Origin of the sequence: Streptomyces sp. NPDC059696 (assembly GCF_042733745.1) — a bacterium.
Classification (GTDB): domain Bacteria; phylum Actinomycetota; class Actinomycetes; order Streptomycetales; family Streptomycetaceae; genus Streptomyces.
The window spans coordinates 143537-168228 of the sequence record NZ_JBHWFG010000013.1 but is presented as its reverse complement, the minus strand read 5'-3'; the positions used below and the strand labels follow the sequence as shown (position 1 = coordinate 168228).

General features: G+C 70.4%; 23 protein-coding genes, 1 tRNA gene and 1 pseudogene. 13 read left to right on the top strand and 12 right to left on the bottom strand.

Features of this window, described 5'->3' with window-relative positions; translation table 11 throughout:
- The first annotated feature begins 5 nt into the window (after window positions 1-5).
- Genes ACFV20_RS16960 through ACFV20_RS16935 form a run of 6 tightly spaced genes read left to right on the top strand, consistent with a single transcriptional unit; the run spans window position 6 to window position 5223 of the window.
- Window positions 6-755: an SDR family NAD(P)-dependent oxidoreductase gene (locus ACFV20_RS16960; RefSeq protein WP_385657226.1), complete on the top strand. Its 750-nt coding sequence runs from the start codon at window positions 6-8 to the stop codon at window positions 753-755.
- A gap of 1 nt (window position 756) precedes the next feature.
- Window positions 757-1083 (top strand): antibiotic biosynthesis monooxygenase family protein, encoded by a 327-nt coding sequence (locus ACFV20_RS16955; protein ID WP_385657223.1) that lies wholly within the window; start codon window positions 757-759, stop codon window positions 1081-1083.
- Window positions 1080-1583 carry an antibiotic biosynthesis monooxygenase family protein gene (locus tag ACFV20_RS16950; RefSeq protein WP_385657220.1) on the top strand — a complete coding sequence of 168 codons (504 nt, stop codon included), beginning with the start codon at window positions 1080-1082 and terminating at the stop codon, window positions 1581-1583. Before ACFV20_RS16955 ends, ACFV20_RS16950 begins: the two co-directional genes overlap by 4 nt.
- A 2-nt stretch (window positions 1584-1585) precedes the next feature.
- Window positions 1586-2857, top strand: coding sequence for a cytochrome P450 (locus ACFV20_RS16945; protein ID WP_385657217.1), 1272 nt, complete (start codon window positions 1586-1588; stop codon window positions 2855-2857).
- Between the two features lie 38 nt (window positions 2858-2895).
- Window positions 2896-3714: an SAM-dependent methyltransferase gene (locus ACFV20_RS16940; protein ID WP_385657214.1), complete on the top strand. Its 819-nt coding sequence runs from the start codon at window positions 2896-2898 to the stop codon at window positions 3712-3714.
- A gap of 6 nt (window positions 3715-3720) precedes the next feature.
- On the top strand, window positions 3721-5223 hold the full coding sequence (locus ACFV20_RS16935) for a peptide MFS transporter (RefSeq protein WP_385657211.1): 1503 nt from the start codon (window positions 3721-3723) through the stop codon (window positions 5221-5223).
- 78 nt (window positions 5224-5301) lie between these two features.
- Here ACFV20_RS16935 and ACFV20_RS16930 read toward each other — a convergent pair whose 3' ends face one another.
- The 3 genes from ACFV20_RS16930 to ACFV20_RS16920 all read right to left on the bottom strand — a co-directional run bounded on the left by ACFV20_RS16930 (window position 5302) and on the right by ACFV20_RS16920 (window position 9790).
- Window positions 5302-5874: a cysteine hydrolase family protein gene (locus ACFV20_RS16930; protein ID WP_385657208.1), complete on the bottom strand. Its 573-nt coding sequence runs from the start codon at window positions 5872-5874 to the stop codon at window positions 5302-5304.
- Window positions 5875-6295: 421 nt separating this feature from the next.
- Complete coding sequence (locus ACFV20_RS16925; RefSeq protein ID WP_385657206.1) at window positions 6296-8260, bottom strand: hypothetical protein; 1965 nt, start codon at window positions 8258-8260, stop codon at window positions 6296-6298.
- Window positions 8261-8518: 258 nt separating this feature from the next.
- Window positions 8519-9790, bottom strand: coding sequence for a TIGR02679 family protein (locus ACFV20_RS16920; RefSeq protein WP_385657203.1), 1272 nt, complete (start codon window positions 9788-9790; stop codon window positions 8519-8521).
- A 70-nt stretch (window positions 9791-9860) separates the two neighbouring features.
- Between ACFV20_RS16920 and ACFV20_RS16915 the strand changes: the two are divergent.
- Window positions 9861-10199 (top strand): annotated as a pseudogene (locus tag ACFV20_RS16915) (LacI family transcriptional regulator); the annotation flags it as partial.
- Between the two features lie 209 nt (window positions 10200-10408).
- On the opposite strand, the gene ACFV20_RS16910 reads toward ACFV20_RS16915, so the two are convergent.
- The 5 genes from ACFV20_RS16910 to ACFV20_RS16890 all read right to left on the bottom strand — a co-directional run bounded on the left by ACFV20_RS16910 (window position 10409) and on the right by ACFV20_RS16890 (window position 14353).
- Entirely contained in the window at window positions 10409-11116 is a 708-nt protein-coding gene (locus tag ACFV20_RS16910) for a hypothetical protein (protein ID WP_385657202.1), read from the bottom strand.
- Window positions 11117-11325: 209 nt separating this feature from the next.
- Window positions 11326-12114, bottom strand: a complete 789-nt coding sequence (locus tag ACFV20_RS16905) for a DUF1883 domain-containing protein (RefSeq protein WP_385657199.1) — start codon at window positions 12112-12114, stop codon at window positions 11326-11328.
- Window positions 12115-12385: 271 nt separating this feature from the next.
- Window positions 12386-12459: transfer RNA gene (locus tag ACFV20_RS16900), tRNA-Pro, on the bottom strand.
- 47 nt (window positions 12460-12506) lie between these two features.
- Entirely contained in the window at window positions 12507-13277 is a 771-nt protein-coding gene (locus ACFV20_RS16895; RefSeq protein WP_385657196.1) for a Pr6Pr family membrane protein, read from the bottom strand.
- Window positions 13278-13414: 137 nt separating this feature from the next.
- Window positions 13415-14353: a metallophosphoesterase gene (locus tag ACFV20_RS16890; RefSeq protein ID WP_385657194.1), complete on the bottom strand. Its 939-nt coding sequence runs from the start codon at window positions 14351-14353 to the stop codon at window positions 13415-13417.
- A 135-nt stretch (window positions 14354-14488) separates the two neighbouring features.
- On the opposite strand from ACFV20_RS16890, the gene ACFV20_RS16885 reads away from it, so the two are divergent.
- A complete protein-coding gene (locus ACFV20_RS16885; protein WP_385657191.1) occupies window positions 14489-14953 on the top strand; it encodes a GatB/YqeY domain-containing protein in 465 nt (154 codons plus the stop codon).
- Window positions 14954-15283: 330 nt separating this feature from the next.
- Here ACFV20_RS16885 and ACFV20_RS16880 read toward each other — a convergent pair whose 3' ends face one another.
- Complete coding sequence (locus tag ACFV20_RS16880; RefSeq protein ID WP_385657188.1) at window positions 15284-17575, bottom strand: transglycosylase domain-containing protein; 2292 nt, start codon at window positions 17573-17575, stop codon at window positions 15284-15286.
- Between the two features lie 408 nt (window positions 17576-17983).
- Here ACFV20_RS16880 and wblA point away from each other — a divergent pair, with 408 nt between their 5' ends.
- Window positions 17984-18322 (top strand): transcriptional regulator WblA, encoded by a 339-nt coding sequence (wblA, locus tag ACFV20_RS16875; protein ID WP_234750049.1) that lies wholly within the window; start codon window positions 17984-17986, stop codon window positions 18320-18322.
- A gap of 41 nt (window positions 18323-18363) precedes the next feature.
- Here wblA and ACFV20_RS16870 read toward each other — a convergent pair whose 3' ends face one another.
- Together ACFV20_RS16870 and ACFV20_RS16865 are read right to left on the bottom strand one after the other, a co-directional pair.
- On the bottom strand, window positions 18364-19782 hold the full coding sequence (locus ACFV20_RS16870) for an ArsA family ATPase (protein ID WP_385657184.1): 1419 nt from the start codon (window positions 19780-19782) through the stop codon (window positions 18364-18366).
- A 178-nt stretch (window positions 19783-19960) separates the two neighbouring features.
- On the bottom strand, window positions 19961-20938 hold the full coding sequence (locus ACFV20_RS16865; protein ID WP_385657181.1) for an ArsA family ATPase: 978 nt from the start codon (window positions 20936-20938) through the stop codon (window positions 19961-19963).
- A gap of 107 nt (window positions 20939-21045) precedes the next feature.
- On the opposite strand from ACFV20_RS16865, the gene ACFV20_RS16860 reads away from it, so the two are divergent.
- The 4 genes from ACFV20_RS16860 to ACFV20_RS16845 all read left to right on the top strand — a co-directional run bounded on the left by ACFV20_RS16860 (window position 21046) and on the right by ACFV20_RS16845 (window position 23454).
- Entirely contained in the window at window positions 21046-21204 is a 159-nt protein-coding gene (locus ACFV20_RS16860; RefSeq protein WP_097218487.1) for a DUF4177 domain-containing protein, read from the top strand.
- Window positions 21204-21665, top strand: a complete 462-nt coding sequence (locus tag ACFV20_RS16855) for a RidA family protein (protein WP_376328131.1) — start codon at window positions 21204-21206, stop codon at window positions 21663-21665. The genes ACFV20_RS16860 and ACFV20_RS16855 overlap by 1 nt, the downstream gene beginning before the upstream one ends.
- Window positions 21666-21757: 92 nt before the next feature.
- Window positions 21758-22627, top strand: coding sequence for an NUDIX hydrolase (locus ACFV20_RS16850; RefSeq protein WP_385657177.1), 870 nt, complete (start codon window positions 21758-21760; stop codon window positions 22625-22627).
- Complete coding sequence (locus ACFV20_RS16845) at window positions 22624-23454, top strand: MBL fold metallo-hydrolase (RefSeq protein WP_385657174.1); 831 nt, start codon at window positions 22624-22626, stop codon at window positions 23452-23454. Before ACFV20_RS16850 ends, ACFV20_RS16845 begins: the two co-directional genes overlap by 4 nt.
- Window positions 23455-23710: 256 nt before the next feature.
- Here the strand turns inward: ACFV20_RS16845 and ACFV20_RS16840 are convergent, their stop codons facing one another.
- The gene (locus ACFV20_RS16840; protein WP_010031945.1) at window positions 23711-24385 is read right to left on the bottom strand and encodes a Crp/Fnr family transcriptional regulator; all 675 of its coding nucleotides are present in this window, start codon (window positions 24383-24385) and stop codon (window positions 23711-23713) included.
- Window positions 24386-24692: the final 307 nt, after the last annotated feature.

Genomic DNA, 24692 nt, shown 5'->3' with positions numbered 1-24692 from the left:
CCCCAGTGGAACTTGCACTGCACGGCCAGAAACTGCTCGTCACCGGCGGCACCCGCGGCATCGGCCGGGGGATCGTCCTCGCCGCGGCCCGGGCCGGCGCCGACGTCCTCACCTGCTACCGGCAGGACAGCGAGGCCGTCGACAGCCTCACCGCCGCGCTGAAGGAGACCGCCGGCGACCACCACGTGATCCGCGCGGACGTCGGCGACACCGCCGAGGTCGACCGGCTCGTCGGCGAGGCCAAGGACCGCTACGGACGGCTCGACGGCGTCGTCAACAACGCGGGCGTGATCAGCCACATCCCGTTCGGGGAGCTGCCCGCCGACGAGTGGTCGCGGATCCTCGACACCAACCTCACCGCCGCCTACCGGATCATCCACCAGGCGCTGCCGCTGCTCGGCGCCGGCTCCTCGGTGGTCAACATCGGCTCGCGCGGAGCCGCCGCGGGCATACCGCTGCGCGCCCACTACACCGCCGCCAAGGCCGCCATGATCGGCCTGACCCGCTCGCTCGCCAAGGAACTCGGCCCCCAGGGCATCCGCGTCAACGTGGTCGCCCCCGGCGTCATCGAGACCGAGGCCTTCGCCGACATGCCCGCCGAGCGCGCCGCCGGACTGCGCGCCACCTACTCCCAGAAGACCGCCCTGGCCCGCCTCGGCACCGTCGAGGAACTCGCCGGCCCGGTGCTGTTCCTGCTCTCCGACGCCGCCGCCTACATCACCGGCGAGACCCTCAACGTCGACGGGGGCATCTGACATGCCCGAACCCACCGACCAGGTCTTCCGGGTCACGCTGCGCATGCAGATCAAGCCCGGCATGGAGGACGACTTCGAGAAGGTGTGGCTGGAGGTCGGCGACTCCGTCACCTCCCACCCCGCCAACCTCGGGCAGTGGCTGTCCCGCAGCGCAGAGGAGGAGGGCGTCTACTACATCGTCAGCGACTGGGTGAACGAGCCGCTGTTCCGCGCGTTCGAGACCAGCGACCGGCACCTGGAACACCGTCAGAAACTGCACCCGTACCGCAGCGGCGGCTCCATGACGACCATGCACGTCGTCGCCGCCCTGTCCGGCGCCGCCTCGTGACCGGCGGTGCCGTCGAGGTCGTGCTCTACCACCTGAGCGACGACCCCGACCGGGTCCTGCCCGCCTACCACGAGGCCAGCCGCCGGATGGCGGGCACCGCGGGCCTGCTCGGCAACAAGCTGCTGCACGCCCTGGGCGACCCGCGCTCCTACGTCGTGGTCAGCCGCTGGGCCGACTGGGAGGCGTTCACCGCCTGGGAGAGCGGCGCGGGCCACAAGGACCAGACCGCCCCGCTGCGCCCGCTGCGCGACACCGGCCGGGACCGCCCCTTCGAGATCTACCGGGAACTCGCCGCGTACGCGGGCGACCGCGCCACGACCCTCGTCGCCGACGCCGGGAAAACCGCGGACGCCGGGAAGACCGCCGACGCCAGGAAAGCCGCCGACGCCGGGAAAGCCGCGGAAGCCGGGAAGACCGCCGACGCCGGGAAAGCCGCCGACGCCGGGAAAGCCGCCGACGTCACCTCGGGCGCCGGCGCCAAGCAGAAGGAAGGAGTCTGAGCATGGCCCGCACGGACGCCCGGGACACGGCCCCGCCGGCCGGCCCGCCCACCGACCTGTTCACCCCCGCCTTCCACCAGAACCCGCACGACGCCCTCGCCGGCCTGCGCGAGACCGCACCCGCGGTGCCCGTGACCACACCCAACGGCTTGCGCACCTGGCTGGTCACCGGTTACGAACACGCCCGCGCCCTGCTCGCCGACCCCCGGCTGAGCAAGGACATGCGCGTCGGCCGGGACCTCATCCCGCGCAACTTCACCGACCCCGAGAAGCAGCGCCGCTTCCTCGCCGAATCGGGGGAGCGCAGCCAGTTCCCGCACGTCCTCAGCGTGCACATGCTGGACAGCGACCCGCCGGACCACACCCGGCTGCGCCGCCTCGTCGGCCGGGCCTTCACCGCCCGCCGGGTCGAGTCGCTGCGGCCGCGCATCACCGGCCTCACCGACGAACTGCTGGACGCCATGACCCGCCACGAGCGGCTGGACCTCATGGAGGCGCTGGCCTTCCCGGTGCCGTTCACGGTCATCTGCTGGCTGCTCGGCGTCCCCCCGGACGACCGGGCCGACTTCCGCCGCTGGTCCAACCTGCTCGTCTCCGGCGCCGGCACCGACGAGGTGAGCGAAGCCAGCGCGTCGATGATCGCCTACCTGAAGGCCCTCATCGACGCGAAGCGGGCCCACCCGGCCGACGACATGCTCACCGACCTCGTGCACGCAAAGGACGCCGGTGACCAGCTCTCGTCCGACGAACTGATCTCCATGGCGTTCCTGCTGCTGGTGGCCGGTCACGAGACCACGGTCAACCTCATCGGCAACGGCACCCTGGCCCTGCTCACCCACCCCGAGGTGCGGGAGCAGCTCGCGGCGGACGCGTCGCTGTGGCCCGCGGCCGTCGAGGAGTTCCTCCGCTACGACGGGCCGGTCACCAACGCCACCTGGCGGTTCACCACCGAGCCCGTCGAGGTCGGTTCGGTCACCATCCCCGAGGGCGAGTTCGTGACCATCTCACTCGGCGCGGCAGGCCGGGACCCGGCCCGCTACCCCGACCCCGACCGCCTGGACATCACCCGCGCCCACACCGCCTCGGTCGCCTTCGGCCACGGCATCCACCACTGCCTGGGCGCCCCGCTGGCCCGGCTGGAGGGACAGATCGTCCTCAGCCGCCTGTTCACGCGTCTGCCCGGGCTGCGGCTCGCGGTGGCAGCGGACGAACTGCGCTGGCGCAGCAGCCTCATGATGCGCGGCCTCGAAGAACTCCCGGTGTTCACGGCGTGACCGCCGATCCCGCCCCGCCCCCCTTGGAGGACACACCCGTGGAACGTCAGGACACCCAACGCCCCTCCTGGGCCCCGCCGGAGGTCGACATCGACACCCCGAGCATCGCCCGGGTCTACGACTTCTGGATCGGCGGCACCCACAACTTCCCCGTGGACCGGGAACTCGCCCGCAAGGTCGCGGCCGGCAACCCGGACCTGCCGGCCACCCTCAAGGCCAACCGCGCCTTCCTGCGCCGCGCGGTACGCGAACTGTCCGCGCTCGGTGTACGGCAGTTCCTCGACATCGGCTCCGGCATCCCCGCCGAGGGCAACGTGCACGACGTCGCCCTCGCCGCCCACCCGGACAGCAAGGTCGTCTACGTCGACATCGACCCGGTGGCCGTCGCACACGGCCGGGCCCTGCTCGCCGACGAGCCCCGGGCGGCCGTCTTCCAGGGCGACCTGTACAAGTCCCGGGAGATCCTCGACGCGCAGGACACCCGCCGGCTTATCGACTTCGACCAGCCGGTCGCGCTGATCCTCGCCGCCGTCCTGCACTTCGTCCCGGACGACGACGAACCGCTCGCCCTGGTACGGCAGTACACCGAACGGCTGGCGCCGGCCAGCGCGCTGGTCATCTCGCACGCCGGCGCGGAGGAAGTGCCGCGGACGGCGCCGGAGGCGGCCGAGCAGTACCGGGGCGCGGTGAGCCGGGTCATCTGGCGCGACAACCGGGAACTCACCGCGCTGTTCGAGGACTTCGAGCTGGTGGAGCCCGGCGTGGTGCGTGCCCCGCTGTGGCGCCCCGAGCCGGCCGAGACCCCCGACCCGGCGCTCGCGATGCTGGCCGGAGTGGCACTCAAACCGGCCGGGTGACCGGGGGTGGACACCTCCCTCACCCCGCAGGGCCCCGCACCGGCCGCCCCACCCGCCGCACGACCGCGAGCGGGTGGGGGCAGGCCCGGCTTCGGCACACTGCTCGCCGTCGACCTGTGGGAGCGGTTCAGCTTCTACGGCATGGCGGCGATCCTGGTCCTCTACCTGACCGCCTCCGAGGCCCGCGGCGGCATGGGCATGGCCCCGCAGTCGGCCACCGCGATCTTCGCGGCGTACATGTCCCTCAGCTTCATGGCCGGGCTGCCCGGCGGCTGGCTCGCCGACCGGGTGCTCGGCGCCCGCCGGGCCGTACTGCTCGGCGGTGCGCTCATCACCTGCGGCCACGCGGTCCTCGCCCTGCCGGTGACCGGCACGCTCTACGCCGGTCTGCTGCTGGTCGTCGCGGGGACGGGCCTGGTCAAACCGGCCATGGCGGCCATGGTCGCGGGCGTCAGCGGAGACGGGAAGGGCCGCCGCGAGGCGGCCTTCTCGCTCTTCTACATGTGCATCCAGGCCAGCGCGCTCATCGCCCCCGTCGTGACCGGCCTGCTGGCCGAACGGGTCGCCTGGCACCTGGGCTTCGCGGCGGCCGCCCTCGGCATGACGGCGGGACTGACCCAGTTCGCCCTCGGCCTGCGCCGCTACGGGGACGTGGGCGCGCGCCCGCCCCACCCGGTGCCGCGCCCCGAGGCCACGGCGATGCTCCGGCGCGCGGCGTGGGCCACCGGGCCGGCGGCCGCACTCGTGGCCGTCCCCGTGTCCTTCGGGCTGCTCCCCCTCCCCGCGGTGCTCGCCGTCCTCGGCCTCACCACAGTCACCCTCCCGTTCTGGTACCTGCGCTCGCTGCGCCGGACCCATGCGGCGGGCACGCTCCACAGGCGCCGTCTCGCCGGCTTCACGGTGCTGATGGCGGCTTCGGCCGCCTTCTGGATGATCTTCGCGCAGAGCGGTTCGGTGCTCAGCCTCTTCGCTGAGCGCCACACCGACCGGGACGTGCTGGGCTTCGAGGTCCCGGCCAGCTGGTTCCAGTCCGTGCACCCGCTCTTCGTCCTGCTGGTCGCCCCGCTCTTCGCCCGCCTCTGGCTCCGGGCACCACGGGTGGACGTACCGGTCAAGTTCGCGGGCGCGCTGATCGCGGCCGGCGTCAGCTTCCTCCTGATGGCGATGGCGTCCCGACTCGCCGAACACGGCCCCGTAGGCCCGCAGTGGCTGCTGCTCGTCTACTTCCTCTACTCCTGCGGCGAGATCGCCCTGGCCCCCGCGGGCCTGGCCCTGGCCGCCACGGTGGCACCCCCCGGCAGCACCAGCCGCCTCCTCGCGGTGAACGGCCTGTTCGGAGCGGTGGGAGTGGTGGCAGGAGGCCAGCTCTTCCGCCTGACGACGGTGCTGTCCCCGACGGCGTACTACCTGCTCCTGGGCGGCTTCGTCCTCTCCGTAGGCACAACGATCGCCCTCACCACCCCCCACCTACGCCGCCAACTCGCCCTACCGACGGGCCCCGACACCTGACCAAGCTGCCGCGGTGCCTCGTCGATGACACCCGGGTGTCGTCCGCCGAGGGGTGATGGCCCGATCGAACTCGCGCTCTCAGCCGCCGAAGCGAGGGGCCGTGATCGTCTCCAGCCAGTCGTCGACGGTGAGGACGTCCGCCCACTGCGGGAACAGCCGCTCGACGAGGACCCGGTGCACCTCCGGGTCGGTGTCCAGACAGCCGTCCGAGAGGACCGTGAGGCCGAAGTCCAGGTCGTTCGCCTGGCACAGAGTGGACAGCACGACAGCGCTGGTGGCGATGCCGGTGAGTACGAGGCTGTCGATACCGCGGGCTCGCAGCACCACGTCGAGATCACTGCCCGAGAACGCGCTCGCCCGCTTCTTGGTGATCACTACTTCGCCCGCCCGGGGCGCGATGCCGGGGTGGATCTCGGTGCCCGCTGCACCCTCGACGAAGAGGCCCGCCCGGGCGATGGCGGCGAGGGCCTTGTTGCGCGTCCCGACTTCCGGGAAGCCGGGACGTAACGCGATGACCACGTAGATCACGGGGATACCGGCCGCCCGGGCCCCGTCGATCGCCCTGCGCAGACGCGGCACGTATCCGGAGCCGTCGTCGGCGATGTCCACGATGCCCTGCTGCACGTCCATCACGAGAAGGGCGCTGCTCATGTCGTCTCCAGGTACGCAGTCGGTCCGGCGCCGGGTGATGCGGCCGTCGCTTGATCACTGGAACGATTGTGCAGGGTGGTCACGCAGATACACACACAGACGAAACAGCTGAGGCGCCCACCGAATCCGGTAGGCGCCTCACCTGGTGTTTCACTGTCGGGGTGGCGGGATTTGAACCCACGACCTCTTCGTCCCGAATGAGGTTCGGTGAGGATTGACACCGGCCGGATTGCTCTTTGGCCTGGTCAGAGCGTTGGCGTGCGGTGGTCTCGGGTGGCGTCGAAGGGGGTTGGGGAGCGGGTTGGCTCCCAGATGGCTCCCCGAGGAGCTAGCCACCGGGACCCCGCCATTCATGTCTTCGACTTGGCGAGGTGCTCGGGATTCATCTGCACGAGGCTGAGACCGATAGGCAAAGCTGCCGTCATCGTCCCGGCGGAGGCGTCGGCCACGCGCCCCCTTCGACTGCCGTGTCCAGCAGGTCGCCGAGTCGATGCCAGGCGCCTGGGCCGGCGTGCGACATGGGGCTGGCTGCGAACCGTTGCCACGCCGCGTCGCTGTCTCCGAGCACCTCGGTTACGTAGGCGGCGACTGCGGGGTGAGTGGTGTCGTAGCGCTGGCCGCGGGCCTTCAGCGTCGACCAGGCAGGCAGCAGGCGGAGCAGCTCCGTAGGGCACTCTGGCCGGGCCAGCATGATCTCTACCCAGCTTTGGCGCAGGTCGGGTCCGCCGCCAAGGCGCCTGCGCAGGTGCAGTGTGAGGTCAAGCAGTGCTTGCTGCGGGGCGGAGTGACGAGCCAGTACGTCGTCAAAGGTGAGGGACTTTCGAAAGGAGCGGGCAGCGAAGGAAAGCAGGGCCTCCTCGACGAGCGTGTCGTTGCCCGTGTGCCGGTCCAGGTAGGCGACGAGAACGTCCTCGGTGGCGTCGGCCAGTTTTCTGTATCCGACGTCTTGCGGGGCGCCGAGGGAAGCCGTGCGTCGGCCCGGCAGGGCGGGGGCGGGATCGGTGACGAGCGGCATGATGGTGTCGATCTGTTCCTTGGTCCGTCGGCTCTGCTCCCATGCGGAATGGCTGGTGGAATAGCCGTGCGCGCGGGACCAGGTCGACAGGGCCTGCCTGGTCTCCTGCACCACGAGACGTGCTTTCTGCCGTGCTTCGTCAGGGATGTCGGGGAGATGTACAAGCAGTGCCTGCAGCCAGCCGAGGTCGCGTACGGTCGGGTAGCGCGAATCAGTGTCTGGTTCCCAGCGGTCCAGGGCGCTGAGGGAGATGGTCGCGAACCGGGTGCCAAGGGCGGCGAGGAGGTCTTGGGACGCCAGCCATTCCTGGGGGCGGCCGAAATGCTGTGCCTCGCCGGGGTTGAGGAGAAAGCGCCAGGTTTCCTTACCTGCACGCTCCACCCAATCCACAGCGGAGCGGCAGGCCATGGTCTGGAGGTACCCCGACTGCATTTCCTCGTCGAGGAATCGCTCTACGTAATCTCGTTCCTCCTGCGACGAAGCCGACAGTTCGTCGGCGTAGCGCTCTCGCGCCTGCACGGGCGTGAGCCCGTCCCGGCAGGACCGGGACATCCGAGTCACGAGGACCGCGCGCCTGAAGGATTTCAGGTCGCGCGTGGCTACTTCCTCCAACAAGGCTGGTTCCACGAGCCACGGCAGAGTGCCGAGCAGGTGCTCTCGTACCGCGCGATCCGCGCCGGGGCGCTGCGCCGACCAGGCCAGCAGGCGGCGGTGATGCCCGGTCTGCGCCCGGAGGATACCGGCCCACATGCTGGTCCATGCGTCGGATGCGGCACGGTGGCGCTCCAACCATGCCTCGACGTCCTCCTCGCCGTCATGCGCAGCCGGCCCACACGGGAGGCAGTCGAGGGCTGCGACGAACACGTCCTCGTGCAGGCCGCTTTCACCGAGAACGACCTGGGCAGGCGTCGGAGCCGTCAGCAGCTCGGGGCCGATGGTCAGACCCGTTGGCGAGCGGCGGTGCAGCTCAGCAACTACGGCGCGGATGAGCACTACTCCTCCCGCTCTCCTGCCAAGCACGGCGAGTTGCGCATCAGTGCACTCCTGCAAGTACTGCGCTCGGCGCTCGTCCGAGCAGGCCGCGTGGGACAGTGCGACACGGGTCAACTGCATGTGGTCGGTCGTCATGTACGGTCGCGGTTCGCGCTTCAGATCGCTGTCGACCGCCATGGCCAACAGCCACTCGGGCGCCGATTGTGCGAGTGGCCCCGTGAGCAGGGCCATGAGCAGGCTGTTCCGGTCCTGGCCCTCGGGTGCCGTGCGTATCGCCTCGACAGCCATGCGCGTGGGAGGGGAGTCGCCGGATGCCTGCGCGACGACGGTACGCAGGAAATCGAAAGGGAGGGACGTAGACGGTTCCGCCGCGGCCATCAGGCTCCATTCTTGGACACCGTGCCCTCACCCTCGGTCGGACTCACCCGGGCACGGTGGTGTACCAGGTATGAACGTCAATCATGCCGAAAGGGACTGACAGCGTGGGCGGTTACGGACACGCTGCTGCGATAGAACTCCCAGGAACGACACGGCGCCACCTCTGACCCTCCTTGCGGTTCCAGAGCGGCACCCGAGTCGGGAGCTGGAAGGGACTTGCGGAGCAGGTTGGTCGGAGTTAGGACGGATATGCCGCTTCTATGCCTGGCGTGACAGATCGGCCACCAAGAGATCGAGGGTGACCTCTTCATGGAGCGCGACCCCAAGAGCGGTCATCGCAGGGGCGAGGCCCGGGTCCCAGGCCGCGCTGACGGGCTGGCCGTCGAGAGGCATTTGAGGGATTCCCTCGGTCTGACTGCGAGCGGCCAGGTGCTCGTAGTCCTCGGCGCCCATGCGCCATGGCTGGGCTTTGTAACGGCGGATGATGCGGTTGGCCAGAGCGATGCCCGGCCAGTCGAAGTCGCCGTGGAACGCGAAACGGCAGCCGGTGGCGGCGAGGGCGTCGAGGAGCGTGAGAACCACCGTGGCTGCGCTGCCTGACGTGCATACCAAGGGCCGGAAGCAGGCCGCGTCCGCTGCGGCTTCCACCACTCGTGGATTCTCACAGATGTGGATCACTGTTCCGGCAGGCAGATGTAGCTGCAGGTCGTGCAGATCGCGCGGCGTGAGGTGAGCCTCGGCGTGATGGTCGGCGCGCTGCCTCAGGGCCTGCTCCCGCCAGCCCCCGCCGACAGGCCGCAGCCCGTACGTCAGCACGGTGCTGGAGACCTCGTCCGGTGTGACGGAAACCAGACGCCACAGTGCGCGTCGGCCGGCCGCGTCGCCGGGGAACTCGGTGCCGTGGGCGAGGGCGATGCCGCGTTGGACGAGGCGTGCGAGCCAGGTGCCGTCGTCCAGGCCGTGTGCAGACCCGGTCGCCAGGGCGGCGAGTTCTCCTCGGCCTCGGGTGCCACCCCGTTCCGGGCCGAGCAGTGCGGTGAGGACCTGCACTGCCTGCTGAAGCGTGCGTACCGCCGTTTCGGGTGTCACTCCTCTCGGTACGCCGGTACGGCGCAGCAGGTCGTACCACTGGCCGGTCCACTCCTGGCCGGCGAGCGGAGAGGCGTCCAGCGTTGAGGCGAGCGACGACCAGACGCGCTCGCGCCGTGCCGCGATACCCGCGCGAACGGCACGGCGGTCGGTGAGCGGAGGGCCCAGTTCCTCCAGCACGTCTCTGAGACCGAGTCCGGCGGCGGAGGCGCGCAGCCGCGTGTCGAGCGCATCGAGGCGCACGGTCACGGCGGCACCCGTGACGGGTTTGCCCAGCAGAAGCGACAGGTCGTTGCGTTCCTGGGCGTTCACCGAGGTCAGCCGGAGGGTACCGGTGGCCTGCACGCCGTTGCTTTCCAGGCGCTTGCGTACCGCTTCCCAGAGCCGGGTGAGACCGGGGCCGGCCAGCCAGTCTCGTGTCGCCAGGGGCAGTTTGCTCATACGGACACCAGACGCCGGTGCCAGCCGTTCCAGGTGTAGTGCAGGGTGGCCACCCCGCGCACATGGGGATCGCGGACGGGGTGCCAGCGCACGGGCCGACGCCTGCTGGCTCCCGATAGCCAAGGGACTCACGCCCCACGGCCTTCGCCACACCCACCGGACGATGATGGAGGACCTGGGAACCGAGAAGGTGCTCATGGACGAACGCATGGGCCACATCGACGGCTCGGTCTCGGCGCGCTACGCCCACGTCACCCCAGGCATGCGTAAGCGCCTCATGCTGGGGCTGACCGAGCAGTGGGAGGCAGCACTCGACGCACGTTTGGCCATGAGCACCACGTCACCTGTGCGCGTACGGAGTGATCTCCTGCGGGCACGCGAGGTGTCACGTGTGCCCGCCGAGTCGTAGTAAGCACTGCTGTGCCCTCCGGCGACCCCCGCCAGAGCCCACAGTCATATCCCCGAAGCCTGCGCAAGGCTGTCGTCTCTGCGCGGTCGGTCATGGGGGCACGTGGATCGCTTGGTCATCCGGGGCCGACCCACGAGGCGTCTGCACCACGAAGATCGTCCCCTTGCCATCATGCGACACGGCGTCCGCTGTACGACCGCGCCGGGGACTCATTCCTGCGGCCCAGGTCTCGACCCGTCCTGTCGTGGCGCCACAAGACGGGATTGCACGGAGCGGCCTGACGGGCGTAGATGCCGCTCCGGACCACGGATACCGGCGATCTCTCCCAGCCCAATTACATACGGCTTCAGCCGTTCCTGCAGTTGGCTGAGTTCTACGCGGAACGCGGCGTGCTGTGGCCACTCGGACTCGTCCTGATCGGGGTGACGGTCTTCGAAGTCCTTGAGGCGGGGGTGCCACTTGGCTAGGAACGGAGCGAGCTCGAAGTTGAGAATATCCAGCGCCAGTTCGTACACCGAGTCCCCCTTGGCAGGGGGAGGAGGGGTCGTGAAGCCCTCCAGCGGCTCGCGATAGAGATCGAACAGCGTCTTGAGTGAGGTCAGGGCCTCGCGCAGGCTCCCGCTGCCTTCTTCCAGCGGGCGAGTGGCCACCCGGGTGGCGGCTTGGAAGAACATCCGTTGGGCGGCCTGACGCATGTCCGCCTTAGTGGTGAACGACATTTCGTTGCCGAGGAGGACGAGGCGGACTTCTGTCAGCTGAGCTGACCTGCGGTACAGCTCCAGACCGAGGGCTACGGCGACGCCGATTAGACACCCCACGATGACCGACAGCCGCTGCCCGCCGGTCTGGCTGATCGAGTATGCGGCAATACCGATCACGCTGCCCATCACGCCGGCCAATACCGCGCGCAAGGCCACGCGAACCGCGCCGTTGCCTCCCCGCCCACTCCACCTGGCCATCGGCCCCCCTGTCGTACTGACGCTCCGTCTTGACTGGCGTCCCTAGCATCTGACACGACGGCCACCCCCTGCTCTCCGGGGCTCGTGGGCCCCCTTCTCCGGTGACGCGGCCATGCCACTCTAGAGGGGGCGTGTTGGCAGCTGACTCGCCGACAGTGCTCCCGGGCTCAAGCTGGGCCTTCTTCTCCAACCACGTCAGCGATCTGCCGTGCGATCTCCTCGATGGAGTAATCGCTTGTGCTCATAGCCACTTTGTCCGCGAGCGAGGGGCTGTAGCGCCGGACGTGATCAGCACTCAGGTTGTGCCAGATCGGCAGGAGCGACTGCTCGCCAGCCACGTTGCGGGTGACGAGTCCGTCGAGTTCGTGGTTGGTCCAGCCTTTGGCGAAGAACGGTTCCGAGAGCACGACGATGCCGAATCGGCTTGCCCTGATCCCTTCATCGATCTTGCGGCGGAGGCTGTGGCCGATCCGCATCTGGGCTTCGTCGAGCCAGACAGTCACGCCGAGCTTGGTAAGTGCGTCCCGAAGGGGTCGGGCAACAGCGCTTTTGTCCTCAGACGCGTGGGAGATGAAGACGTCCCACGTCTGGCCCCCGAGCACGTCCCCGGCAGGCTCCTCCGGCTCATGGACTGCGACGGAGCGGGCCGGGCTGCCCTGTGCTTGCTGAGCCGGGGGTAGGAAACCCCGCGGAGGCGGCTGGACCTGGACAGAGGCGGCGATACGACCGGAATAGCCGCCCAGGTCGATGGCTACGACCCAGTGTCCGTTACTGGGGATGGTGATCCGGTGAGGAGAGCGAGTGACACGACCGCCAAGGTATCGATACGTCCTCCCAGACTTGTACTTGGTGTATTCGCTGCGCGTCATCACCTGGACGTTGGCTTGGTTGCGCAAGGTGACGATGACTGTGGAACCTCTCTTGAGGTTGCCGAGATCTTTGTGAAGGTGGTCCACGGGTGCTCCTGGGGACGTGCGACCGAGCACGTCTCAGGGTAAGGACCGCCACTGACAACCGAAGGGTGATGCTGTCTGGAGCAGGGTGGAAGCCCCCGCCGACTGGACGCTCGGCCCCGTCGGGCACGAGTCCTTCGTGACAGCGCTCGTGGGAGCCGTCCGGGAGCCGGATCCTCACGTCGGCTCCCAAATGGCTCCCCAAACGGGACGCCAAAGCAAATCAGGCCCGGTGCTGATCTCTCAGCACCGGGCCTGACCTGGTGTTTCACTGTCGGGGTGGCGGGATTTGAACCCACGACCTCTTCGTCCCGAACGAAGCGCGCTGCCAAGCTGCGCTACACCCCGATGTCGCTGCTGTCGCGGCGACGACGTTTACTTTAGCCCACCGGTGGCTAGAGACGAAATCCGGTTTTGCCGCGGTGGCGGATGGGGTTCGGGCGGGCGTGGTCCAGGCCCACGAGGAGGACCGCCAGGGCGTAGAAGGAGAGGCCCAGGAGGAGGGCGTTGCCGAGGACCCGCTTGAAGCCGTCCTGGCCGACGTCCAGGAACGGGTAGAGATAGCGGTCGGGGGTGCCGGGGAGGAGCAGCTCGCCCCGGACGAGGCAGAACGCCAGGTAGGCCATCGGGTAGAGGAGCCAGGTGCTGGTCTGGCGCAGGTGCAGGCGGCCGGGGGAGGTCAGCAGGAGCCAGTCGAGTGCCGCGGCGATCGGGATCACCGTGTAGAGGAGGCCGTGGGAGAGGGCCCGCCAGCCCGTCGGCGTGGCCGCCTCGCCCGTGAGGGAGAACGGGCTCGCCTCGTTCGCCAGCAGCAGGTGGTGCACCAGGGCGGCGATGACGACGTACAGCAGCGTCGCGCCCAGCACGGCACCCGGCAACGGGCGGCCGGTCGTCCAGGCGCGGCGGGCCGACAGGGTCATGACCAGCGCCAGGAGCAGGTTGCTCTGGATCACGAAGTGGCTCAGGACCCGGGCCGGGTCGCCGAGGAGCAGTTCGAGCGCCACGCCCGCGGCCGCCGCGACGGCGATCAGCAGGCGGAAGGCCGCGGCCGCGGGGCGTCGGGCCGGGGTGACGACGGCCGTGGCCGGCACGGGGGAGGGCTTCAGTGCCGGCGGGGACGGTATCGCTGGGAGGTCCGGGATGTCCCGGGGTATCGGGGCGGTCATGCCCCCACGCTGGCAGAAGCGGACATAAGGGGCGATGTGGACGGGGCTGTGCGGGTTACCCCCACAGGCCCCCCGTGTCGCCCCCCGTGTCGCCCCTCCGTCTCACCCTCCCGGGGTCGCCCCTGGAGGGCCTGGCCCTACCTGCCCACAGCCTCGCGTCCGACCAGCGTCAGCAGCGTCGCCTCCGGGGGGCACGCGAACCGGACCGGTGTGTAGCGGTTCGTGCCGCAGCCCGCCGACACGTGCAGGTACGACGTACGGCCCTCCGCCCGGTGCCTGGAGAGGCCCTTCACCCGGTCCGTGTCCAGGTCGCAGTTGGTCACCAGCGCGCCGTAGAAGGGGATGCACAGCTGGCCGCCGTGGGTGTGCCCGGCCAGCACCAGGGGGTAGCCGTCGGCCGTGAAGGCGTCCAGGCTGCGCAGGTACGGGGCGTGCACCACGCCCATCGAGAAGTCCGCCGTCTCGGACGGACCGCCCGCCACCTGCGCGTAACGGTCCCTCTTGATGTGCGGGTCGTCCAGGCCCGTGAGCTCCACCGAGCCGCCCTCGAGCTTGAGCTCCCCGCGCGCGTTGGTCAGGTTCAGCCAGCCCGCCGCGTCGAAACCGTCCCGCAGGTCCTCCCACGGGTTGTGCACCACGCCCTGGGCCGGGGCGTTGCCGTTGAGCCCGTGCCGGCCCTGGATTCTCTCCAGCAGGTAGAGGGCGGGGTTGCGCAGCTTGGGGCCGTAGTAGTCGTTGGAGCCGAAGACGTACGCGCCCGGGAACTCCATCAGGGGGCCGAGGGCGTCCAGGACCTCCGGGACGCCGTCCGGGTCGGACAGGTTGTCGCCGGTGTTGATCACGAAGTCGGGACGCAGGCCCGCCAGGGACCGCAGCCACCGCTGCTTCTTGCGCTGGCCGCCGACCATGTGGATGTCGGAGACCTGGAGCACACGCAGGGGACGCATCCCCGGGGGCAGGACCGGGACGGTGACCCGGCGGAGGCGGAAGGAGCGGGCCTCGAAGCCCGCCGCGTACACCAGACCGGCGGCGCCAGCCGCCGCGATTCCCAGGGGGATTCCGTTTCGCGCGCGCATACGACCATCGTGTCAGACCCCGGCCGCCGTCCGTGCCCGGGCGGTGCCCGAAATCCCCTGGCGGCACCGGTCCTTCGCCCGCGGCCCGTTAAATCGGGGGGCGCCGTTCCTCCCGGACCTGCGACAATCGACCCCATGACCACGCTCAAGTCGAAGCTGCAGGAAGACCTCAACGTTGCGATCAAGGAGCGCGACGAGCTGCGCTCCTCGACGCTCCGGCTGACGCTCGCCGCGATCACCAAGGAGGAGGTCGCGGGCAAGGAGAAGCGCGAGCTCTCCGACGACGAGGTCCAGAAGGTGATCACCCGGGAGGCGAAGAAGCGCCGCGAGGCGGCCGAGGCCTTCGCACAGGGCGGCCGGGCCGAGCAGGCCGAGCGGGAGAAGGCGGAGGGCGAGGTCCTCGCCACGTACCTGCCGCAGCAGCTGTCGGACGAGCAGCTCCAGCAGATCGTCGCCCAGGCGGTCGAGGAGGCGAAGGCGGCCGGTGCGGAGGGGCCGCGGGCCATGGGTGCGGTCATGAAGATCGTGAACCCGAAGGTGGCCGGGCAGGCCGAGGGCGGCCGCGTCGCCGCGGTGGTGAAGAAGCAGCTGGCCGGCTGACCGCCTGCCCCCGGGGTAGGGGACAACGGCCCCCGCCGACCTCGGTGAGTAAGGGCCGGGGGACGACGGCCCCCTTCCACCCCCGCGGGTAAGCCGACGACGGCCCCCTCCCACCCGCGTGGGCGGACGACAACGGCCCCCTCCCACCCACGTGGGCGGACGACAACGGCCCCCTCCCACCCGCGTGGGCGGACGACAACGGCCCCCTCCCACCCGCGTGGGCGGACGACAACGGCCCCCGCCCACCCCCGTCGGCAGCCGACAACGGCCCCCTTCCATCCGCCCGGGTGGAAGGGGGCCGTCCGTGTTCCGTCACACCGTCCGGTCTGCTCAGCCGAACCGGCCGCCGTTCCCGTTGCCGCCGCCGTTGCCCTGCCCCCGGAAGAGACCCTCCGGGATGGAGAAGGACGGCGTCGGGAAGGGCTCGCCGCCGCCTCCACCGTTGTTGTTGCCGCCGACCAGACCGCCGATGAAGCCGTCGTCGCCGTTGCCGCCGTCATCGCGGCCGCCGCCGTCGTCACCGTCACCGGGGCCCCGGTCCCGCGGCTTGCTGTCGGGGATATGGACGGTGTTGAAGTTCTCGACGGGCTTGCCCTCCAGCGCGCCGGACATCATGTCGCGCCAGATCGGACCGGGGACCTCGCCACCGAAGACCTTGCCGTAGGAGCGGCCGCCGATGGTGATGCCGGTCATCTTCCGCTTGTGCGCCGGGTCGCCGACCCACACGGCGCCGGCCATGTTCGGCGTGTAGCCCACGAACCAGGCCGCGTAGCGCTCGTCGGTCGTACCGGTCTTGCCCGCGCTCGGGCGGCTGCCGAGCCCGGCCTTGGAGCCCGTGCCGTCCTCGACGACGCCCTTCAGCAGGGTGTTGATGGTGTCGGCGGTCTCCTCCGACATCGCACGCGAGCAGGTCGACTTCGGCACCTCGAGCGACGTGGTCTTGTCACCGACCCGCCGGTTGACCGACTCGATGGCGACCGGCGTGCAGTGCATGCCCCGCGCGGCGAAGGTCGCGTAGGCGTTCGCCATGGTCAGCGGGGACATCTCCTGGGTGCCCAGGGCGATGGAGGGCACCTGCGGCATCTTGTCGCCGTCGGCCCGCACGACGCCCATCTTCTTCGCCATGGTCGTCACGGGGCAGATGCCGATGTCGCTGATCATCTGCACGTAGTAGGTGTTGACCGACTTGGCGGTCGCCTCCCGCATGTCGTACGGGCCGACCTCGGAGGAGTTCTCGTTCTGGAGCTTGGCGGGGCTGTTGGGGTCGTTCACCCACCGCTTGCCGTCACAGGCCGAGACCGGGCTCGGGTACGCCATCTGGTACGGCGACGAGTACACCTTGTTCGCCGGCATGCCGTCCTCGAGGGCGGCGGCGGCCACGATCGGCTTGAACGTCGAACCGGGCTGGTAGCCCATGCCGCCGCCCATCGACTGGTCGACGGAGAGGTTGATCTGCGTCTCGTTCTTCTTGAAGCCGTACGGACGCGACTGGCCCATGGCGAGGACCTTGCCGGTGCCGGGCTGGACGATGCTGGCGGCGGTGGCCACCTCATCGCTCTTGTAGACGTGGTCCTTGATGGAGCGCTGCGCGGCCTTCTGGGCCTGCGGGTCCATGGTCGTGCGGATGGTGAGGCCGCCCTGGTTCCAGATCTTCGCGCGCTGCTCCCTGGACTTGCCGAAGACCGGGTCGGTCAGGAAGACCTCGCGCACGTAGTCGCAGAAGAAGCCGGCGCCCCTGACCGCCGTGATGCAGCCGTTCTTGGGCTTGCTGACCTTGAGGCCGAGCGGTGCCTTCGTCGCCTCGGCGGCCTGCGCCCCGGAGATGTCGCCGACGGCCGCCATGCGCTGCAGCACGGTGTTGCGGCGCTTCATCGCCTCGGCCTCGTCGTTGACCGGGTCGTACCGGCTGGGCGACTGGACGATGCCGGCGAGCAGGGCCGACTGCTCGAGGGTGAGGTCCTTGGCGGACCGGGAGAAGTAGCGCCGGGCGGCGGCCTCGACGCCATAGGCCTGCTGGCCGAAGAACGTGATGTTCAGGTAGTTCTCGAGGATCTTCTTCTTGCCCAGTTCCTCCTCGACCTGGATCGCGTACTTGAGCTCGCGGATCTTGCGGCCGATGGTCTGCTGGGTGGCCTGCGCGACCTTCGTCGGGTCGTCGCCCGCCTCCTCGACGAAGACGTTCTTCACGTACTGCTGCGTCAGCGTCGAGGCGCCCTGCGCGACCTCGCCGCTGCGTGCGTTCTTGTCGAGGGCGCGCAGGACGCCCTTCAGGTCGACGGCGCCGTGGTGGTAGAAGCGCGAGTCCTCGATCGCGACGATCGCCTTCTGCATGTACGGCGAGATGTCCTTGAGGGGGACCACCGTGCGGTCGCGCGAGTACACCGTGGCGATCTGGCCGCCGTCGGCGTCGAGGATGGTGGTGCGCTGACTCAGCGGCGGGGTCTTCATGTTGACCGGGAGCTCGTCGAAGCTCTCGACGGATCCCTTGGCCGCCAGCCCCAGCGCGCCCACGGCGGGCAGCGCGATGCCGGCCAGCACGGCTCCCGCGAGGACACTGACACCGAGGAACTTGGCGGCCTGCTGCGTGGGAGACAGACCACCGCCCGAGCGCTTCTTTGGCATGAGGGCAGCCTACGTTCTCATTCGCCGGACAGGCGTATAGGCCTTGGCCTAAGCTGCTCTCAACTGTCACAGCAGTGAGGTCACGTATCAATACGTCCGGCGACCCCGAATCGTTCTGGGTGTTCCCCGACTTTCTTGTCAGGGGCGTGTCCGAATCCGCCTTGTGTGTCATACGGCGTCCGATGTGACGCAACTGAACTGTCCCGGTTTGTCGGGAAAGTTACGTATGTCACCAGCTCACTCCCCCGGGTGATCTGCCGCTTACCCATAGTCCGTTCGGGCCATTCAAGATTGGGCCCGCTGGGGGTGTTGCGCTGTGCCCACCTTCCGTAACGTCCTCAACTGGCGGCGGTGAATATGCCGCTGCCGCCGTGGGGGAGCCTCGATTCGGGAGAGGACGGCGCCGGTATGGGCTGGGTAGTCGACTGGAGTGCGCAGGCGGCCTGCCGCACTACCGATCCGGACGAACTGTTCGTTCAGGGAGCAGCGCAGAACAGGGCCAAGGCGGTGTGCACCGGATGCCCGGTGCGCACGGAGTGCCTGGCCGACGCGCTGGACAACCGCGTCGAGTTCGGCGTGTGGGGAGGCATGACGGAGCGGGAGCGCCGCGCACTGCTGCGCAGGCGTCCCACGGTGACCTCCTGGCGCCGGCTGCTGGAGACGGCGCGCACGGAGTACGAGCGGGGGTGCGGTGTCATGCCCCTCGATGACGACGAGATCTACGAGAACTACGCGGCGGTGAGCTGAGGGCTCCCCTCCAGAAGCTCCCCGGATCCAGGTCCGAGGTCTCAGGCGCTGGCCTCGGGAGGTTCCGTCTGGTCCGCGGGGTCGGGAAGCTCACGCGCGTCGGCCGCCAGCCGGTCGCCGATGTCGCGCAGTCCCGCGAGGTCGTGCACGTCACCGGGCAGCGCGGCCACCTCCGTCACGGCCACCTCCGGGTGGAGCGCGGTGAAGCGGTCACGCGTGCGCTGCTCACGGGAGAGCAGCTGCATGCGATCGGCGTGCAGCCTGAGCAGGCCTGCCGTGAGCTGGTCGACGGACCGCTCGGTGTCGGCGTGCTCCGCCTCGCCGGTGGGCTCGGTGCCCTGGGCGTGTTCAGCGTGTTCAGCGTGTTCGGTGGGGGAGCCACCGTCGGGAGCCGACGCCAGAGCCGGTGTCACGGGCGTGGGAGAGCCTGAACTGTCTTGTGTGTCGGGGGAGTTACGAAGTAGTGCTTTCCCGTCCTCCTGATCCACAATGCGGGGCTCTTCAAGATTTTCCGCGGCGGCGAGCGCCCGCTCGGCCGACAGCCGGTCGGCGCCGCTGCCGTGCACCCGGTTGAGCACCAGACCGGCGAGCGGCATGTCCTCCGCGGCCAGCCGCTCCACGAAGTAGGCGGCCTCGCGCAGCGCGTCCCGCTCCGGGGCCGCCACCACGAGGAACGCCGTGCCGGGCGCCTGGAGCAGCTTGTACGTCGCGTCCGCGCGGGTGCGGAAGCCGCCGAAGGTGGTGTCCATCGCCGACACGAACGTCTGGACGTCCTTGAGGAGCTGACCGCCGAGCAGCTTGCCGAGGGTGCCGGTCATCATCGACATCCCGACGTTCAGGAACTTCATCCCGGCACGGCCGCCCAGCTTCGCCGGCGCCGTCAGCAGCCGGATCAGCCGGCCGTCCAGGAAGGAGCCGAGCCGCTTGGGCGCGTCAAGGAAGTCCAGCGCCGAGCGGGACGGCGGTGTGTCGACGACGATCAGGTCCCACTCGTCCCGGGCACGCAGCTGCCCGAGCTTCTCCATCGCCATGTATTCCTGCGTGCCCGCGAAGCCCGCCGAGAGCGACTGGTAGAAGGGGTTGCCCAGGATGGCGGCCGCCCGCTCGCGGTCCGCGTGCGCCTCGACGATCTCGTCGAAGGTGCGCTTCATGTCGAGCATCATCGCGTGCAGCTCGCCGCCCGCCGTGTCGTCGATGCCCTTGACCCGGCGCGGGGTGTTGTCGAGCGAGTCGATCCCCATGGACTGGGCCAGCCTGCGGGCCGGGTCGATGGTCAGCACGACCACCTTGCGGCCCCGCTCGGCCGCGCGCAGGCCCAGGGCCGCCGCGGTCGTGGTCTTGCCGACCCCGCCCGAACCGCAGCACACCACGATCCGGGTCTCCGGGTCCTCCAGCAGTGGATCGACGTCGAGCAGGCGCGCCGGCGACAGACGGTGGTGGGCCGGGTCCGGACGACTCATGACATCCCCTGCTTCCGACTCATGACGGGTCTTGCCTGTCTGCCCTGCTTCACGACACGCCGGCTCGGCGCGCACCGGCTCCGCGTGCCCTGTCCGTCCGGGCTCGACACACGCCGAGGCGTGCCCGGCCCGTGCCGGCTCGGCGCACGCCCTGCCCGCGTGCCCTGTCCGTCCCGGCTCATGACACGCCCTGCCCGCGCAGCTCGCGGGCCAGCTCGTACAGCCCGGCCAGGTCCATGCCCTCGGCGAACAGGGGCAGTTCGTGCAGCGGCAGGCCCACTTCGGCCAGGACCGCACGCTGCTCGTGCTCCAGCGTGTACCGCTCGGCGTACTCCGCGGCCTGCGTGAGCAGCGGGTCCACCAGCCGCTCGGCGTGCCCGCCGCGCCGCGCCCCGCCGAGCCCCGCGGACGACAAGGACCGCGCGACAGTGGAACGCGGGACCGTCCGCAGGAGTTCCAGGTCGGTCTCGTCCAGCACCTCCGGCCGGACCATGTTCACGATGATCCGCCCCACCGGCAGCCGGGCCGAACGCAGCTCGGCGATGCCGTCCACGGTCTCCTGGACGGGCATCTCCTCCAGCAGCGTCACCAGGTGCACCGCCGTCTCCGGCGACTTCAGCACCCGCATCACGGCCTGCGCCTGATTGTGTATCGGGCCGATCTTGGCGAGGCCGGCGACCTCGTCGTTCACATTCAGAAAGCGCGTGATCCGACCGGTCGGCGGGGCGTCCATGACGACGTAGTCGTACACGAACCGCCCGCTGCGCTCCTTGCGGCGCACCGCCTCGCACGCCTTGCCGGTCAGGAGGACGTCCCTGAGGCCGGGCGCGATGGTGGTGGCGAAATCGATCGCGCCGAGCTTCTTCAGGGCCCGTCCCGCGCTGCCCAGCTTGTAGAACATCTGGAGGTAGTCCAGAAGGGCCAGTTCGGGGTCGATGGCGAGGGCGTACACCTCCCCGCCCCCGGGTGCTACCGCGATCTTCCGTTCCTCGTAAGGCAGCGCCTCCGTTTCGAAGAGCTGCGCGATGCCCTGACGGCCCTCGACCTCGACGAGAAGCGTCCGCTTCCCCTCCGTGGCCAGGGCCAGCGCTAGGGCCGCGGCCACCGTGGTCTTGCCGGTACCGCCCTTGCCACTGACGACCTGGAGCCTGCTCACGTATTCGAGCCTAACCAGTCCGCGCCCGGGCTACGCGGGAGGCTGTGGACAACCGGTGCGGTGGTGGGCCGCGTGACCCCCGCCCGCCAGGGGCTAGAGTCGGCCGCATGACCAAGTGGGAATACTCGACTGTGCCGCTGCTCGTCCACGCCACGAAGCAGATTCTGGACACCTGGGGCGAGGACGGCTGGGAGCTCGTCCAGGTCGTGCCCGGGCCGAACAACCCCGAGCAGCTCGTGGCCTACCTGAAGCGGGAGAAGCAGTAGTGGGCGCCGTCGAGGCGAAGCTCGCCGAGCTGGGCCTGAGCCTGCCCGACGTGGTCCCGCCGCTCGCCGCGTACCAGCCGGCCGTGCAGTCCGGCCCGTACGTCTACACCGCCGGGCAGCTCCCGATGGTGGACGGCAAGCTTCCGGTCACCGGCAAGGTCGGTGCGGAGGTCACCGCCGAGGAGGCCAAGGAGCTGGCACGCACGTGCGCGCTGAACGCCCTGGCCGCCGTGAAGTCCGTCGCCGGTGACCTGGACCGCATCGCGCGTGTCGTGAAGGTCGTCGGCTTCGTGGCGTCTGCCTCGGACTTCACGGGCCAGCCCGGGGTGCTGAACGGCGCGAGCGAACTGCTCGGCGAGGTCCTCGGCGACAAGGGCGTGCACGCGCGCAGCGCGGTGGGTGTCGCGGTGCTGCCGCTGGACGCGCCGGTCGAGGTCGAGATCCAGGTGGAGCTCGCGTAACACCCCGCGGGACCCGTCAGCGGGTCCCAGCTGCGCAATCCGTCCCCGGGGGCCACTCGAACATCCGCCCGCCACGGGATAGCCTCGCGCCCATGGCGAACGGTCAGTGGTACCCCCCGGAGTGGCCGGACCGCATCCGCGCACTCGCGGCCGGCACCCTCACCCCGGTGACCCCCAAGCGCGCGGCCACCGTCATGCTGCTGAAGGACACAGGCAGTGGCCCCGTCATCCACATGCTGCGCAGACGCGCCTCCATGGCCTTCGCCGGAGGCGCGTACGCGTATCCGGGCGGCGGTGTCGACCCGCGTGACGACGACCACCACGTCCGCTGGGCGGGCCCCACGCGCGCGTGGTGGGCCGAGCGGCTCGGCGTCGACGAGACGGCGGCCCAGGCGATCGTGTGCGCGGCCGTGCGCGAGACCTACGAGGAGGCGGGCGTCCTGCTCGCCGGTCCGGGCTCCGACTCGGTCGTCGGCGACACCACCGGCGCCGACTGGGAGGCCGACCGGGCCGCCCTGGTCGCCCGGGACCTGTCCTTCGCCGAATTCCTGGACCGCCGCGGCCTGGTCCTGCGCTCCGACCTGCTCGGCGCCTGGACCCGCTGGATCACCCCGGAGTTCGAGGCCCGCCGCTACGACACCTGGTTCTTCGTCGCCGCCCTCCCGAAGGGACAGCGCACCCGCAACGCCTCCACGGAGGCCGACCGCACGGTGTGGATCGCCCCGCGCGAGGCGGCGGCCGGGTACGACCGGGGCGAGCTGCTGATGATGCCGCCGACGATCGCGACCCTGCGCCAGCTGACGGCGTACGGGACGGCCGCCGGGGCGCTCGACGCCGCCGCGGCGCGGGATCTGACGCCCGTCCTGGCCACCGCCCGCCTGGTGGACGGGGAGATCGTGCTCTCCTGGCCGGGCCACGACGAGTTCACCAAACACATCGCGACGGGCGGAGCCACCGCATGACGGACGCGAGCGCCCTCCCCGGCCAGCCCCGCGGCGGGGTCCTCTCGGGACCCGCCACCGCACGGGCCGTCAACGTCCTGGCCCCCAACGCGTCGGCGATGACCCTGGACGGCACCAACACCTGGATCGTCTCCGAGCCCGATTCCGCCCTGGCCGTGGTGATCGACCCGGGGCCCCTGGACGAGGGGCACCTGCGGCAGGTCGTCACCACCGCCGAGCAGGCCGGCAAGCGCGTCGCCCTCACCCTGCTGACCCACGGCCACCCCGACCACGCGGAGGGCGCCGCCCGCTTCGCCGAACTGACCGGCACGCGCGTGCGGGCCCTCGACCCGGCGCTGCGCCTGGGCGACGAGGGCCTGGCCGCCGGAGACGTGATCACCACCGGCGGGCTGGAACTGCGCGTCGTGCCGACCCCCGGCCACACCGCCGACTCCCTGTCCTTCCACCTCCCGGCCGACCGGGCCGTCCTCACCGGGGACACGATCCTCGGCCGGGGCACGACGGTGGTGGCCCATCCCGACGGCCGTCTCGGCGACTACCTGGACTCCCTGCGCCGGCTGCGCTCCCTCTCGGTCGACGACGGCGTCCACACGGTCCTGCCCGGCCACGGCCCCGTCCTGGAGGACGCCCAGGGCGTCGTCGAGTACTACCTGGCCCACCGCGCCAACCGGCTCGCCCAGGTCGAGACGGCCGTAGAGGACGGCTACCGCACACCCGCGCAGGTCGTCGCCCACGTCTACGCCGACGTGGACCGCTCCCTGTGGCCCGCGGCGGAACTGTCGGTACGGGCGCAGATGGACTACCTGGTGGAGCACGGCCTCATCTGACCGCGCCCGGCTACGGCTGCCCCCGCGTGACTACGACCGACCGCGCGCGGCTACGGCTGCCCCTCCGTGACTACGACCGCCCCGCGCGCGGCTACGGCTGCCCCTCCGTGACTACGACCGCCCCGCGCGCGGCCACGACTGTCCCTGCGTGACTACGACCGCCCCGCGCGCGGCCACGGCTGACCCTGCGCGGCTACGACGTCGGGCCCCGTCTCGTGAGGAGACGGGGCCCGATGACGTACGGCGGGGGTGCGCGTCAGCGCGAGCGCTTCGCGAGGCGCTCCACGTCCAGGAGGATCACCGCGCGGGCCTCCAGGCGCAGCCAGCCGCGCTGGGCGAAGTCCGCCAGGGCCTTGTTGACCGTCTCGCGGGACGCGCCGACCAACTGGGCCAGCTCCTCCTGCGTGAGGTCGTGCACGACGTGGATGCCCTCCTCGGACTGCACGCCGAAGCGGCGCGACAGGTCCAGCAGCGCGCGGGCGACACGGCCCGGGACGTCCGAGAAGACGAGGTCGGACATGGCGTCGTTGGTCTTGCGCAGCCGGCGCGCGACGGCGCGCAGCAGCGCCGTGGCCACCTCCGGGCGGGCGTTCAGCCAGGGCTGGAGGTCGCCGTGGCCGAGACCGAGCAGCTTGACCTCGGTCAGTGCCGTGGCGGTCGCCGTGCGCGGGCCCGGGTCGAACAGCGACAGCTCACCGATGAGCTCGCCGGGGCCGACCACGGCCAGCATGTTCTCGCGGCCGTCGGGGGACGTGCGGTGGAGCTTCACCTTGCCCTCCGTGACCACGTACAGGCGGTCACCGGGGTCGCCCTCGTGGAACAGCGAGTCACCGCGGGCGAGGGTCACCTCACTCATGGAGGCGCGGAGCTCCGCGGCCTGCTCGTCATCGAGCGCCGCGAAGAGCGGATTGCGCCGCAGAACGTCGTCCACGAGTTCTCTCCTTGTCGACCTGCTCAGGGGATCTTGCTCCCCCGTGTACCGAGGGACCGTGGTGCCCATTTTGTCGGGCGGTCCAAACAGTGTGATCTGTCACAAGGATGCCGCACACGTGTCCCGGGGTACGCGGCAGGGGTCCAATTGGGCGCCGATCTTCAGGGGCCGGGGCGGATGTCGGTGCCGGGTCGTAGGCTGGCCGGGTGTCCAAATCGCCGGTGAGAGCACAGGCCGAGGGGGCTGCGCGGGTGGTTGTACGTCGCGATTCCGCTGTGGGCGAACAGAGCCCCGATGGCGGTAGGAA

What these genes read in the sequence shown, in the direction of transcription:
- ACFV20_RS16860 (WP_097218487.1), top strand. Translation starts at nt 21,046, where the DNA reads ATGACCAAGTGGGAATACTCGACTGTGCCGCTGCTCGTCCACGCCACG.
- ACFV20_RS16955 (WP_385657223.1), top strand. Translation starts at nt 757, where the DNA reads ATGCCCGAACCCACCGACCAGGTCTTCCGGGTCACGCTGCGCATGCAG.
- ACFV20_RS16845 (WP_385657174.1), top strand. Translation starts at nt 22,624, where the DNA reads ATGACGGACGCGAGCGCCCTCCCCGGCCAGCCCCGCGGCGGGGTCCTC.
- ACFV20_RS16850 (WP_385657177.1), top strand. Translation starts at nt 21,758, where the DNA reads ATGGCGAACGGTCAGTGGTACCCCCCGGAGTGGCCGGACCGCATCCGC.
- ACFV20_RS16895 (WP_385657196.1), bottom strand. Translation starts at nt 13,277, where the DNA reads ATGACCGCCCCGATACCCCGGGACATCCCGGACCTCCCAGCGATACCG.
- ACFV20_RS16925 (WP_385657206.1), bottom strand. Translation starts at nt 8,260, where the DNA reads ATGGCCGCGGCGGAACCGTCTACGTCCCTCCCTTTCGATTTCCTGCGT.
- ACFV20_RS16880 (WP_385657188.1), bottom strand. Translation starts at nt 17,575, where the DNA reads ATGCCAAAGAAGCGCTCGGGCGGTGGTCTGTCTCCCACGCAGCAGGCC.
- ACFV20_RS16885 (WP_385657191.1), top strand. Translation starts at nt 14,489, where the DNA reads ATGACCACGCTCAAGTCGAAGCTGCAGGAAGACCTCAACGTTGCGATC.
- ACFV20_RS16890 (WP_385657194.1), bottom strand. Translation starts at nt 14,353, where the DNA reads ATGCGCGCGCGAAACGGAATCCCCCTGGGAATCGCGGCGGCTGGCGCC.
- ACFV20_RS16945 (WP_385657217.1), top strand. Translation starts at nt 1,586, where the DNA reads ATGGCCCGCACGGACGCCCGGGACACGGCCCCGCCGGCCGGCCCGCCC.
- ACFV20_RS16870 (WP_385657184.1), bottom strand. Translation starts at nt 19,782, where the DNA reads ATGAGTCGTCCGGACCCGGCCCACCACCGTCTGTCGCCGGCGCGCCTG.
- ACFV20_RS16920 (WP_385657203.1), bottom strand. Translation starts at nt 9,790, where the DNA reads ATGAGCAAACTGCCCCTGGCGACACGAGACTGGCTGGCCGGCCCCGGT.
- wblA (WP_234750049.1), top strand. Translation starts at nt 17,984, where the DNA reads ATGGGCTGGGTAGTCGACTGGAGTGCGCAGGCGGCCTGCCGCACTACC.
- ACFV20_RS16930 (WP_385657208.1), bottom strand. Translation starts at nt 5,874, where the DNA reads ATGAGCAGCGCCCTTCTCGTGATGGACGTGCAGCAGGGCATCGTGGAC.